This window comes from Bacteroidia bacterium, from assembly GCA_033391075.1.
Classification (GTDB): domain Bacteria; phylum Bacteroidota; class Bacteroidia; order J057; family J057; genus JAWPMV01.
Map to the genome: position 1 here is coordinate 108,826 of JAWPMV010000004.1, position 14,385 is coordinate 123,210.

Annotated in this window: 8 protein-coding genes; 2 read left to right on the forward strand and 6 right to left on the reverse strand. The window is 43.6% G+C overall.

Features of this window, described 5'->3' with window-relative positions; all coding sequences use genetic code 11:
* Positions 1-38 precede the first annotated feature (38 nt).
* Complete coding sequence (locus R8P61_34580; GenBank protein ID MDW3652254.1) at positions 39-1,568, forward strand: serine hydrolase domain-containing protein; 1,530 nt, start codon at positions 39-41, stop codon at positions 1,566-1,568.
* Here R8P61_34580 and R8P61_34585 read toward each other — a convergent pair.
* The 5 genes from R8P61_34585 to R8P61_34605 form a co-directional block, all read right to left on the reverse strand.
* A complete protein-coding gene (locus tag R8P61_34585; protein MDW3652255.1) occupies positions 1,557-3,413 on the reverse strand; it encodes a caspase family protein in 1,857 nt (618 codons plus the stop codon). The genes R8P61_34580 and R8P61_34585 overlap by 12 nt on opposite strands.
* A gap of 184 nt (positions 3,414-3,597) precedes the next feature.
* A complete protein-coding gene (locus R8P61_34590) occupies positions 3,598-4,896 on the reverse strand; it encodes a Gfo/Idh/MocA family oxidoreductase (GenBank protein ID MDW3652256.1) in 1,299 nt (432 codons plus the stop codon).
* Between the two features lie 126 nt (positions 4,897-5,022).
* Positions 5,023-7,434: a GH92 family glycosyl hydrolase gene (locus R8P61_34595; GenBank protein MDW3652257.1), complete on the reverse strand. Its 2,412-nt coding sequence runs from the start codon at positions 7,432-7,434 to the stop codon at positions 5,023-5,025.
* A gap of 122 nt (positions 7,435-7,556) precedes the next feature.
* A complete protein-coding gene (locus R8P61_34600) occupies positions 7,557-8,576 on the reverse strand; it encodes a PmoA family protein (GenBank protein MDW3652258.1) in 1,020 nt (339 codons plus the stop codon).
* A 6-nt stretch (positions 8,577-8,582) separates the two neighbouring features.
* Positions 8,583-9,941, reverse strand: a complete 1,359-nt coding sequence (locus tag R8P61_34605; protein ID MDW3652259.1) for a Gfo/Idh/MocA family oxidoreductase — start codon at positions 9,939-9,941, stop codon at positions 8,583-8,585.
* A gap of 216 nt (positions 9,942-10,157) precedes the next feature.
* On the opposite strand from R8P61_34605, the gene R8P61_34610 reads away from it, so the two are divergent.
* The gene (locus R8P61_34610; protein ID MDW3652260.1) at positions 10,158-12,791 is read left to right on the forward strand and encodes a c-type cytochrome; all 2,634 of its coding nucleotides are present in this window, start codon (positions 10,158-10,160) and stop codon (positions 12,789-12,791) included.
* A 40-nt stretch (positions 12,792-12,831) separates the two neighbouring features.
* Here the strand turns inward: R8P61_34610 and R8P61_34615 are convergent, their stop codons facing one another.
* Positions 12,832-14,376 carry a DUF1501 domain-containing protein gene (locus R8P61_34615; protein MDW3652261.1) on the reverse strand — a complete coding sequence of 515 codons (1,545 nt, stop codon included), beginning with the start codon at positions 14,374-14,376 and terminating at the stop codon, positions 12,832-12,834.
* Positions 14,377-14,385 lie beyond the last annotated feature (9 nt).

Sequence of the window (14,385 nt, forward strand, 5' to 3'; positions counted from 1 at the left end):
TAAAATCAGTCAAACCTTTAGCCTCAATTAAAATTTCCATGTACTTATTTATCAATCGGATAAGCTTCTTATCCCTCCTCATCTTTGTTCCTTTTTTTAGCCATTCTCAAGACTTCTCTTTGGAAGATGAGAAATTCGAATCCAAAAGTATCGCTCCGGCTCGCAGCCATAGCTACTGGATTGAATTATCTGCTGAGGAGCTGCTTATGGTGAGATTTGAGCAGGAAGGAAGTGATATCGCTATACGGGTGCTTGATCCTTCTGGCGAACTGATTGATGAATTTGATGGGAATAATGGAGCTCAAGGACCAGAACTGGTCATCATAGATCCCCAGAAATCGGGCAGATATAGCCTGATCGCACAGCCGCTGGAAGAACAAAAAAAGCCCGGCAATTATCGGGTGAAAATTGATAGACGCCTGAAAAAAGGGACAGGTATCGGAGAGGAGCTCGATCAGCTCATTCAATATTGGGCAGATCAGGGCTACCTCCCCGGTTTTGCTACGGTTGTACTCAGCAAAGATGAAGTCCTTTTTCAGAAAGCCTATGGATATGCAGAGTTGAAGGATAAAAAACCCTATACCCTTCAGAGTATTCAAAATATTGGTTCGGTCTCCAAAACCCTGATTGGCCTTGCCTTAATGAAAGCAGTGGAAGAGGGTAAACTGAAACTGGATGATGAGGTAAATCAATACCTGCCTTTCGAACTAAGAAATCCCTATCATCCAGACAAAGCCATACGCATTGCTCAGCTTGCTAATCACACCTCTAGCATAGCTGAAATGGAGGCCTACGAAAGATCCTATGTGCTCAAAGAACCTTTCAGTTACCAGAAAGGAGAGATTGGCAGGGGTGAATTTAAGGAAATGGAATTTTATGCCCGGAATCAGGAAATGGAGATGGGGGATTTTTTGAAGGAAATTCTTTCAAAAGGTGGCAAGTATTATAAAAAGAAAAATTACCGCAAAGATGCACCTGGAGAGACCTATTCCTATAGCAATGCAGGAGCTACCCTGGCTGCTTATATTCTGGAGCGTGTTTATGAAATGCCATATCATGAATTGACACGAAAACTGGTCTTGGAGAAATTGGAGATGCATGCTTCGGATTGGTCTTTCGATAGGGTAGAAGGGGGAAAACTCAGTGATCTCCACTTCAACAATCAGCAAGTAATTCCCAAATATTCTCTAATCACCTATCCTGATGGAGGATTGCTTTCCAATGCAAAAGATTTGATAAGCTATCTACAAGCCCTGATGAAAGGCTACTATGGAGAATCTGATTTTCTATCCACAGCTTCCTTTCAGGAAATCATGCGGCCTCATCTAAATCCTGGTCAGAGTCCTCGTAAGAATCGGAATTATGGCATTTTCTGGGAGTTTTGGGGAAATGATATGGGGCATAATGGAGGTGATCCCGGTGCGGTATGTTTCATCCGCTTTAACAAGGAAACGGGCATAGGACGAATTATCCTCACCAATATCATTCCTCGTAGCCCAATGGCGGGTAAGAGCTTCTCAACAATTTGGAAATATTTAGATGTTTATGGAGAAAAATTATCTCCATAGGGAGATTGCTGTAGAGCCATACATATTGGCTACTGTTCCTTGCATCTGTCGCCCATTAGCAGAAATGGACAATTGAGCATTGGCGGTGACGCCATTTGGGTATTGAACCGTCAGTGTCAACTGATAGCCATTTAATACGCCTTGTCCTTGAGACATGACTACCCCATATCCGTTAAATCCCCGGAAATAGACATTATTTCCTTGTTGGGTTAGTTGGTATAAACCTCCGTCATTTCCCCGCCAATTGCCTGCGAGATTTAACTGCTTTGAATAAAGACCCTGAGGATTGGTGTTCTGAGGAGGAATATTTTTTTTCTGAGCTTCAGCATAGCCTTCGACAAAACCGGAAACTAAGTCTGTCCAGAAATTCCCCGAACCCTTTTTCTCATTGCTTTGGGTACTGGGAGTATTTTTTTGCTGCTCTGCTTTCTTTCGTGCTTCTTCTTCCTTTCTTTTCTGCGCAGCTTCATCAGATTTTCTTTTTTGCTCGGCTCTCTGCCTTTCTTCTGCTTCTCTTTGCCTCCGCTTGTTTTCTTCCTCTTTCCGCTTGGCTTCCAGATCGGCTAAACGTTTACGCTCTTTTCTGGCTTTCTTTTCATCTTCTATTCTTCGAATTTCTTCACGGGCAATACCTGCATGTGGGCCCTGAGGAAAATTTTGGAGATAAAACGTATAGGTCTCAATCGTATGACCATCCTGAGCGGATTGCCAGGCTTCTCTTTCCTGATCTCCATAGGCTTTCATGGTCTGGATTTCCTGCTCGGCTTTCAGTTTATACCTTCCTTCAGGATATTTGATCAGATAGCTGCGGTATTGAGAAATGGAATATGCCTTTTTACATCTGTTCCAAAAATCTTCCTCTTCAGAATGTCCCTGTTTCTCCAGGGCGATCTCAGCATATTTGCCGCTGGGATATACCGCGAGATAATCATCATAGGCGATAGCCGTGTTTTTTAAACTGGCAATGGCCCAGGCTGCTTCTTCGGTATGCTTTCCATTGGGATAGGTATGTATGAAAATGCGATAGGCATCTGGTTTATGTGCTTTTTTAGCCCTTTTCCAATCGTAAGCCTCATCGAGTTTTGGGCGAAAGATAAATTCTCCTCCCTGATCTCCGACATCTTGCAAAGCCCGACCGATAGGAGTTTGTTTAGAATTATAGGAAGTAGCTGTGACTACCTTATTGATCAAACTGGAAGCACTGATCCCCTCACCCGAGTATCTTTCCAAAGCCGAAAGCAATTGTTCTGCAAAAGGACTATTGCCCTCCGGACTCCCATCAGAAACTACTTCATTTCGACCTGAAGCGAATAGCCAGCGAGAAGGATCTCTTTCCAATCTTTCACTTACACTACTTCTATCTCCGCCAACAAATACCGATCCCGAATAACAGGAATCTACTATCAGGAAGGTATGATGGGATTTGATGGCCCGAATGATGGTGATGAGTTTATTGTAGGAGAAATATTCGTCTTCTTCTTCCAGCTTTGCATCAACCGGAATCCAGTGCCCTTCATCAAATACTTCATCATAATGTCCATGCCCGGAAAAATACACCAGCAAATTATCATCTACGGTAATTTTTTTCGCTAAATCCCTGAATACATTGATCATATTCTTCCGCGTAGCTTCAGCATCGAAAAGTCCGCTCACATGCTCCTCTTTGAATTGAAAACGTTTCGTCATCAATTCGATAAAGGCAGCTGCGTCCTTAACTGCATTTTTCAATTTCGGGCAATGCAGGTAATTGTCAATACCTATAGCAAGGAGGTAATTCTTTCCGTTTTTCCTGCTTTCATGAAAAACTTCCTCGAATTTCAGCGCGCGATCTTGTTCTTCAGGCATGGGCTGCGTTATTCAGGGTCTTGAAATGATCAGGGAAGAAAAACAAGTTATTGATATATTTTGGAATTATCAACGAAAGGAAGGAAAGCCGACGAGGCTAATCCCTTCCTTATCAATTGATTGAATCCTTATTCTATTCTGTATGCTTTTACTTATAACGATTAGGGGGACAAATTTACACCCCTTAGATCGTATAAGGTTTCCGCATTTTTTTCTTCCGTAATTTATTGGCTTCCCCATCATTAAATTTCTCCTTGGCAGGATCCCATTTGAGAGGTCTTCCAAGGTGATAGGCAATATTAGCCGCACAGCAGATACTGGAAGTTCTGTGGCCCGTTTCCACATTACAGATGGGGTCTTTGCGAGATTTCATTGCATCCAGCCAATCCTGGGTATGATCTCCTCCTGTATCATACAAACGGGTTTCGCCTGCTTTGATTTCTGCCGAAACCAAATTTGCAGGATTGGAATCAAGAAACTTTCGGCTTACATCTATGCTGCCCTTACTTCCGATAAAGCGAACGGCCCATCCTCTGCCAAAATCTTCATGATACATTTCGACTCCATTTGCATAGACCATTTTTAGGCCTCGGGTCGCTCCTTTTTCACTCGGAGGAATGAACTCCATAGGACCACTTTCATCCATCCCCAATCCCCACTGAGCAATGTCAAACATATGGGCCCCCCAGTCAGAAATAATCCCTCCTCCGTACTCCCTGAATAGACGCCAATCCGGCCAGAAATCAGTTTTGATTTGAGGAGGTGCTAATCTATGATTGTAATTGCCGACCGGACTAGGTCCGCACCAATTATCCCAATTGAAATCTGTCGGGATATCTTCAGCCTCCAGATTATAAGCAATCGCGGGATCACCTACATTCACCAATACTTTCTGGACTTCTCCTATATATCCATTTCTAACCAGTTCGCAGGCATGTCTGAAATTTCGTCCCGATCTTTGTTGGCTTCCCGTTTGAAGAATCCGATTGTATTTTTCTGTGGCCTTTACCATGTCTCTTCCTTCTTTTATGGTATGGGCCAAAGGTTTTTCACAATACACGTCCTTGCCTTTTTTCATGGCATGAATCGCATGGATAGAATGCCAATGATCCGGACTTGCCACAACCACACCATCTATATCCTCCCTTTCCAGCATCTCCTCATAGTTTAGGTATGCAGCAACACTCTCATACTCATTTTTTCCTCGGGAAGTTGCATAAGCATTATGGAGGATGTTCTGATATTCTTTGATTTTGTGGGGGAAAAGGTCGGATGCTGCGACCATCTGGGCATTGGGGTTTTTTGCATAAGTTCTGGCAATGCCCGGACTCTTTTTCCCACAGCCAATGAGGGCGATATTGATCTTGTCGCTGGGGGCTACATAGCCTTTCCCCAAGACATAGCGAGGGACTATACTAAGGCTGGCCCCAGCAATCAAGCTCTTCTTGAGAAATGATCTTCTGGATTTCGAGATAGCTTTCATTTGTAGTAGTATTTTTGAGAGGTTGATGAAATTAAATATACTCAATTCCCTCGAAAGCTAATGGATCAGCTTTACCCGGCTTCCTCAAAAATAGGTGTTTTCATTTAAGCAACCTTTCCGCTTAGCTTAGTTGTCTATTTTTGGTGGTAAAGCCTCCAGACTTGAGCCCCATTGGGTATTGGGTTCTGCTCCCATATCAAGTTTCAGGGAACCTCCCTTGACCAGGTCTTTGTGGTAGAACCAGGGCTTATCCAGAACTTCTCCATTCAGATTAGCTGATTGGATATAGCGGTTTTGGGAAGAAGAATTTTTGGCTTCAATGACGAATTCGGCACCTGAATAGTATTCAGGATCGAGTTTTATCCTGATTTCCTCAAATATGGGACTGCCAATGTCATAATAAGGCTCCTGAGAAGCTCCCCCTTTCATAGAAAAGATTCCAATTTTCATGAGGACAGCTAATGCCCCCATCAATCCCTGATCTTCATCACCCGAATATCCTGCTTCAGGAGAAATTCCGGAATATACCTTTTCGACTACCTCTCTACTCCAGTATTGAGTGAGGTAAGGATTGCCGGAATAGTTGAAAATGAATGCGGTTTGCATGCTGGGCTGATTGCCATAATTGATGTATACCCTACGGTTTTGCTTGGTCTCTTCTTCTGTTTCTCCCTTTTTTGAGACGAAATCATGTCTGGCAGCTTTGAGAAAAGAAGATTGCAAGGCTTCATTGAAAAACTTTTGCCCTCCCATCAAATCAACCAGACTATGCAGATCATGGGGAACAAACCAACTAAACTGCGCAGCATTTCCTTCGACAAAACCATTATCGTATCTGAGGACATCTACATTTTCTTCCCATTTATCATCGATGTTTTTCACCCAAACCCATCCGAGCGTTTGCTTGTAGACATTTCGGTAGTTCTGGCCTCTCTCAGCAAATATTTTCGCATCTGAGTCCTTTCCCAGTGCTTTGGCCATTTCCGAGAGCGTCCAATCCTGGTAAGCATATTCGAGGGTTTGTCCTGTGCCATCTTCATGATAGCCTTTTTGGGGAGTAGGCAGAGGATGGGGAATGTATCCTCGGTCGAGGTAGAAATCGAGTCCCCCTCCGATGAAAGTCTCATGTTCATAGCCAGATTTAGCCATGATTCCTCCGGGCATATGATTTTTCTTCATGCCCTCATAAGCCAGCTCCGCATCAAAGCCTCTGATTCCCTTCATATACGCACTTACGATAAAAGGGGTAGAAGAGGCTCCGGTCATGACATAAGTATAATTTCCTCCAGAAGGTCCTCTAGGAATCAGGCCGCCATCCTTGTACATCAGCAACATGGAATTGACAAATTCCTCACTGACTTTTGGATAAACCAGGTGCCAGAGGGTATTAAGGGTCCATTGGGCGCCCCAGAAACTATCAGAATTGTAATGATTGAATAAGGGTTTGCCAGCTTCATCCAAAGGAATTTGAGCGGTTCTCTTTTTCGGACCTGTCATATCCGTATACTTCCCATCGATATCACTGATGATTCTTCTTCCCTGTAGTGCATGCCAAAGGTCTGTATAAAACCTCCTTTGTTCTTCTTCACTTCCTCCTTTGACCTCTATTTTACTCAGCCATTCATTCCATACAGTTCTGGAATCCGCTACGACCTGGTCAAAATCCCAGGCTGGCAATTCGGACTCCAGATTTTTTCGTGCCTGACTTTCGCTGACATAGGAAATCCCTACTTTCATCAATCTCTGTTCATCTTCCTCCGTTTTGAAACTCACATAAGCGCCTGTATTGGCTCCTTCAACTTCTTCTATAGCATTTAGTAGTTCACCATCTTTCCATCCTCCGAAGCTGTCAAAAGCTTTATCAAACTGGATGACATAATACACATAAGTTGCCTTGGGCCTTCTGCGTGTAGGGGCCATGAGGGCATAACCCTCTATTTCCGTATCGCTGAGCTTTTTTGCATAGCCACTTTCTGTATCAGAAGGGCCTAAAAAGGTGGAAAAATCTATATGGATATGAGATTGATCGGATTTTGGGAAAGTATATCGGTGAAAGCCTGCCCTTGTGGTAGCAGTTAGCTCTGCATTGATTCCATAGCTTTCCAGGAAAATCTGATGATATCCAGCTTTTACTTCCTCCTTATCATGTGAGTAGGTAGACCCATAAGCATCAGCACCTAAATGCCCTTTGAATGTGCCCTTTGTCGGGAGAACCGGAATGCCGGACAATTGCCAGGCGTGGATGTGGCTGAAACTTCTGATTGTATCCTGATTATAGCGATAGCCAGAATTCCAGGCTCCATTGATCACCATATCAGGAGAAAGGTTGACCATCCCAAAAGGACGAGTCGCAGAATTAAAAAAGAACCAACGGGAATTGGCGGCATCTACAAGAGGTTCTACCAGATCAACTGGATCTAATTCCTCAAAATTTGTAGATGTTTGGGTTTGCTCTTCCGTTTTTGGTTCCTCACAGGCCTGTGGCAGAATCAGGAAGCTCAGACTCAGAAAAATATAGATAATGTGTTGGGCTCGCATAGGTACAATCAATTTCCGCTACAAAATAAGTAATCAGACAGTATTAGCATACAATTTTATGCTCATCTCGAACTTTGCCAAACGCATGCTCGAAATTGCCTGTTACCTTAACAAGATGCGAATTAAAATTTTTCTTGAAACTTTTCAATTTTCTCTTTTGAGAGGTTTTTGCCTTCATTTATCAGGATTCTAAAACGAAAGACCTCAGAAGCTCCTGAAGCTAGTCGGAAATTCAGTTGTTCTTTCCCTTTAGAGAAAACGGCCTGCCCTAAAGGATTCGCAGAAAAAAGACCATAGCCTCTCGCGTGCCAGTAAGTCGGATAAGCAGGATTTTCAGGATGGTCCAGGATAATAATTTCTACTGATTCGCCCTCCAGTTCTCCAGCTAATTTCATCCATTTGGCACGCGTTCCCCAAACTTCTCCCCCCCTAATTCCTTCGCTGCTTTCATAGTTCCCATTGGCTTCTACAGAACTTTGACCTTTCTCTTTGGGAATTTGTCCATCTTTATCGGCAAAAAGTCCGGGCTTATCTGAAGGGAGTTCCAATTCTCTTCTTAGCCTGATGGCAAACATGCCCTCTTTGTTGTCGGTGAAACTAAGGTTTTCCTTTGCAGTCAGCTCACTTTCCCTGTCAATGATGATGACTCCTTCCTTTTCCTGGAAATGAAAAGTCGCTTGCTCTTCAAGCAGCACTTTTCCCTCATGATCCACCCAATGAGAACGAGCAACTAATTTCCCTTTTTCTTTCCCTCCTTCTAGTTTGAGGAACTCCTGATGTCGTATTTCTCCGTACCTATGCCGTTTTTCAGGAGGACGATCTGAGGAATTGTTCCAAAAATCCAAGCCATTTACATCGCCATAATTGAACCAGTGTCCCAGATGATGTCGATGGTCAACTCTTTCTCCCGGACGGGTATCAAGAGGAAAGCCTCGACTGAGGACTTTCCCACTCATGGTCTTTAGGGGATAGAGGACAGCCTTTTTGAGTTCATCCCGATAGAGGTATGAACTGATGTGCTGCCCATTGATCCAGATCTCAATTTCCTGTTGGTCTTCTTTGCTTATGAAGCGAACACCTTCCTGACTCCAAACTACTTGAATACCCATTAGGAGGAGAGACAGACTTAGCAGATATTTCATGGCATATCAATATTGAAAGACTTTCCCTCCTGCCAAGACGTCTTGATTCTTTTCATCGAAGCTCACATATTTCCCGGTTCTGAGGGCGGCCGTAGTCATGATATTGGCGATAGAATGATTATAACCTGCTTCTACCGGAGCATTGGGGGTTTTGCGGCTTCTCACACATTCCATCCAGTTGAGCATATGCAGGGTCGTAGAATTGTCCGCGCCTGTATTGGCAGAAGTAACCACCTTTACGTCAGATTTGGTGAGGTCAAATTCCGGCAAGGCATTAGGTTTCATATCCATAGCACTTGCGTGGCGTTCCTGCAAGCTTCCATTAGGCGTTACTTTACGAGTTTTGAGATTGAGTTCGCCTCCATTGGCATAATAGATTTCTTTGGTTCCTCCTGCTGAATTGGTGAAACGAGAGGAATAAACGACCTGAAAACCCTTGGAAGGATCATCCAGGGGGCCGTAATCAAATACTGCTGTCATCGTATCAAAATTCTTCCGACCATCTTTCCACAAATAAATGCCACCATTTGCTGCGACACTTCGAGGATGAGCTAAGTCCGAGAACCAATGAACAGTATCGATCTGGTGAGACATCCATTGGCCGGGAATTCCGGAGGAATACGGCCAGAATAAACGATACTCAAGGTATTTACGTGGATCCCATTTCTCAAAGGGGCGATTCATCAGGTAACGCTTCCAGTCTGTATCAGACTCTCTTATTTCCCGTGTCAGCTTCGGAAGTCGCCAGCGACCGGGCTGGTTGACATTCCAGGTCATATGGACAGAAACGATGTCGCCAAATTTGCCTGACTTGATAAATTCATTGGCCGCATGATAATTGGGATTGCTTCTTCTCTGAGAACCAATTTGTACGATGATTCCGGATTCCTTTACTGCCTTTAATCCAATACGGGCATCTTCCATGGTTTCTGCAAAAGGCTTTTCGACATAAGCATCTTTTTTAGCCTCTGCTGCCTGGACCGTATGAAGGGCATGCTGAAAGTCTGCCGTAGAAATTATTACGGAATCGATTTCATTTTTTTCATACATCTCTTCATTATTCCGATACTGCTTGATTTTATCTCCGGTCAATTCTTTCACATAGTCAGCCCCTTCCTCTCTCCTTCTTTTCCAGATATCCGAGACTCCTACAAGCTCGAAATTCATTTCCTTATTCTTTTTGAGAAAAGCCGGAATTAAGGCCCCTCTGCAACGATTGGAAAATCCTACAATCCCTACGCGCACCCTGTCATTTGAACCCAGGATTCGGCTATATGATTTTGCACTAAGTCCCATAGCAATTGCCCCTCCGCTCAGGGCCGTCTTTTTGATAAAAGACCGTCTGCTTTCTTTGTTTGTGTCCATAATAATTTGGCTAATTGTAGTAGTAAAAATGAGTTTTGAGAAATTTCGTCCAACCTTATTTATAGGCTGGGCTTAAAATTAAATTACAGAATTTGAGGGTGTATTGAAAGGATCTTATGGTACAAATGAAAATAAGTAATCTTTGTTCCTTCTTAATCTGCTTTTTAGTAGATTAAGAGGGAAAATTCTATTGAACTCACTACTTAAATTGCTCAAATGAAAGTCTCTCTTTCAGCAGTTTTGATGATAGTACTCATCATCTCTGCCTGTCAACCTACTATAGAAACAACAGAATACGACAACAGTCAGGGGATCAAGATCCAGAAAGGATTTAGCATTGATACCCTTTACAGCCCCAGTGAAAACGATCAGGGTTCCTGGGTAGCTCTTGCGAAGGGTGAAAATGGCATGATGTATTCCAGTGATCAATATGGAAATCTCTATCGATTTTCTATGCCTGCTCCTGGAGTCAGACTTAAGGCCGAAGAGGTAGATAGCCTCGGCATCAATATTGGTTATGCTCATGGCTTGCTTTGGGCCTTTAATAGCCTTTATGTATCTGTAAATCGTGGATGGAACAATGAGGAAGTTGAAAATGGAAGTGGGGTATATCGACTTACTGATTCGGATGCAGATGGAAATCTTGATAAGATCGAACAGCTATTAAAACTGGAAGGAGCGGGTGAACATGGGCCTCATAGCCTGGTCCTGAGTCCAGATGGAGAAAGTATCTATTTCATCGCGGGAAATCATGTGTTGATACCGGATGAATTGAAAGAGAATACACGTTTGCCCAATAATTGGGGGGAAGATAATCTGGCGGAGCCTTATTTGGATGCTCGGGGCCATGCCAATGATATCCTGGCTCCCGGAGGCTGGATCGCTAATATGGATCCGTCCGGGCAAAACTGGGAATTGATCAGTGCCGGTTTCCGAAATCCCTTTGACATGGGATTCAATCAGGATGGAGAACTCTTTGCCTATGATGCCGATATGGAATGGGATATGGGAATGCCGTGGTATAGGCCTACTCGGATTTGTCATGTAACCAGCGGGAGTGAATTTGGCTGGAGAACGGGTACGGGTAAATGGCCGACCTATTATCCAGATGCTTTACCAGCAGTAGTAAATCTCAATCAGGGCTCACCTACAGGAGTAGTCATGGGACATCACCTGGCTTTTCCGGCTAAATTTTCCAATGGCCTCTTTGCCAATGACTGGAGCTTTGGAACCATGTACTATGTAGATCTTAAACCCAATGGAAGTTCGTATACCGCAAAACGAGAAGAATTTCTATCTGGAACTCCTATGCCTCTGACGGATGCAGTTGCCGGGGAAGATGGCAATTTATATTTCGCTACAGGAGGTCGAAGACTGGAGTCTCATTTATTTAGGGTTAGTTATACCGGAGAGGGGGTAGGCGAAAGTCCGTCTATGACTGCTGGAAAAGAAGCGGATTTAAGAGAACTAAGGAAATCTTTGGAGGCTTTTCATAATACTGAAGCTTCCAAAGAAGGCATAGAAAAAGCCTGGGCCCATCTGGATCATGAAGACCGGCATATCCGCTATGCTGCTCGCATGGTATTGGAACATCAAGCCCTGGATAGCTGGAAAGATGCGTTTTATGGGGAAAGTGGTACTGGAAAAACCATACAGGCCTCCGTAGCTCGCGTGCGTCAGGCAGAAAAGGAAGAAGCCGATGCTATTTATTCAAAACTGGCTAGCCTTGATATGAGTGCTTTGGATGAGTCTTCGAAATTAGATCTTATGCGGGTGTATGAATTAGCGTTTATTCGTCTGGGTAAACCTTCTGGAGAGCAGGCCCAAAAGTTGGCAAAAAATCTCAATAATGACTTCCCTTCTCATTCAAATGCCCTGGATAGAGAAATCGCAGAATTATTGATTGCCCTGGAAGATGAAGTGGCTGTAAAAAAATGTATCAGTCTGTTGGAAACCCATACTGCTGCCAAGACCAATGGGCATGAAATGTTGGATACGGAAGTTACCAATCGAAGTGAAAGGTACGGTCCTAAAATTCAGGCAATCGTAGAAAAGATGCCTCCTTCTGAAGCAATTTTTTATGGAACCCTTTTAAGTCATGCAAAAGCGGGTTGGACAAAGGAACTTCGCGAAAAATATTTCCAGTGGTTTTATGATGCTTTTAATGCAGAAGGCGGCCTGAGTTTTAAAGCTACTATGGAACATGTACGGAGTAAAGCCATGGAAAAAGTGCCTGAAGCTGATCGGGAATATTTTCAGGAGTTATCGGGGGTCTATTCCCCAACAGCTGCTATGGCAGATTTACCCCAACCAGAAGGACCGGGTAAAAACTATATCAATGGAGATTTCTGGCGACTGGGAGGAAAAATTCAAAATCATGAAGGAGATATAGCTGCAGGAAAGCAAATGTTTCAGGCGGCTCTTTGTGCCAGTTGTCATCGCATGAATGGTGAAGGAGGGATCAATGGGCCGGATTTGACCCAGATTCATACACGCTTTAGCCTGGGAGAAATTGCCAATGCTATAATAGCTCCCCATGATGAAATCTCCGACCAGTACGCCCATACCCTGTTTAGAATGAAAGATGGTCGCAAGCTTGCAGGCCGTATTCTTTCAGAAGAAGGAGATGTCATCAAAATTCTTCCCAATCCCTTTACCAGTGATGAAGTTGTAGAAATTGCCAAAGCTGAGGTAGAAGGCCGTGAACTTTCCCCAATTTCGCCTATGCCTCCCGGACTTCTTAATCGACTCAATGAAGATGAAGTCGTAGCCCTCATGGCTTATCTCATTTCCGGAGGAGATGAGGAGCATTATATCTATGGAGGCGATAAAGGAAGAGAAAGTGATTAATTGAAAAGTATTTGGGGCAGATAATAATCTGTCCCAAATACTATATTTTCACCATATTCCGGGTAATATCCCCACTGGCTTTATTGATGTAGAAATAATAATTCCCTCCTGCCATTCTTCTGGGAAAAAAAGGAATTCTATGCTTGCCCGCTCTGAGCTTTTTGTTGAGCAGTTGATCTACAACTTTACCCGATCCATCCAATATCCGAATCCTGACGTCTTCGGTCTCACTCTCAAAAGTGATGATGGTTGATTCGGTAAAGGGATTGGGATAATTGAAGGCCTCTTTCAATCCTTGCGTTTCGACATACTTGCCGCAGGTCACCAAAGGGAGATGTGTGTAATCCTCATATAGGAGTTCTTTGATCTCACTTTCTCCTACTTCCAGCCAATCTTCCAGAATCGAGCCATAGACCGAGCGAAAATCATACTGCATAGCTACTCCATCCATGATATCAACCTCCGCCGGAATCTCAGGACTTTCGCCCAAAATGACAGGATTGACACATTTCCCAAACAACATCAAAGGAGCCGCTGTGCCGTGATCTGTACCTCGACTACCATTAGATTTGATCCTTCTCCCGAATTCAGAAAAAGTCATGCCCAATACCCGATCTTCTATGCCCAATAATTCGAGGTCATGTTGAAATTGAGAGATTGCAGCTGATAGATTGATCAAAAGATTGGCGTGAAAACCCTTGGCATGATCTGACTCCAGGACCTGTCCCCCATGCGTATCATATCCTCCCTGACTTACGATAAATATTTTCGTCTTTATCCCACCAGAAATGAGGCGAGCAACCGTTTTAAGTTGTTGTGAAAGGCTGTTGTTCTCCCAATAGGGTCCAAGATTGCTTCCCTGATCCGAAGCCTTTTTTATAACCTTTGAATAGGCATTGCTCTGTTCAATCGAGGTTGTGAGGAATTTCAGGTTTTGTTCATAGAGGCTATCTCCAAAATTGCCTCTATCATTGGAAGAAATAGGGGAGAGGTTCAAAGGAGAACCGACAACCATGCTAAAGTTGCCTACATAGCCCTGACAAGTATGGCTGACGCTATTGCCAATAGTAACCGCAAAAGGGTCTACATGGTCTGGATTGGGGTAATCATCCGGGAAGCCTGGAAAGCGGTTTTCAAAATACCTTCCCAACCAGCCAGAAAGTAATTTTTCCTGGGCAGAAGAAGCCGAAGTCCAGATATCCATCGAACGGAAATGAGATCGATTCTGATCGGGATAACCCACACTTTGGACAATGCCTAATTTTCCTTCCTGATGTAGGATACTGAGATCCCCCATGACTGGATGTAATCCCGCAAAATCAGAGATTTTATGAACATTTTTCTCGGGTAGAATTACATTTTTTCTGTGCTGATATAGATTTGCATACTGATCTAGCGGAAGTAGCATGTTTAATCCATCATTTCCACCAGTAAGCCTAACCAGTACCAATACCTTATCCGTTTCTTCCATGGCAGAGAAGATGCCAGGTCTCCCAGGCAATACTCCCAGATTGAAGCCGCTAAGCGTCAGGGGTAAACCCAGCATGGAAGCAGATAGATTTTGTATAAAATTTCTTCTTTTCATTTGGGCTAA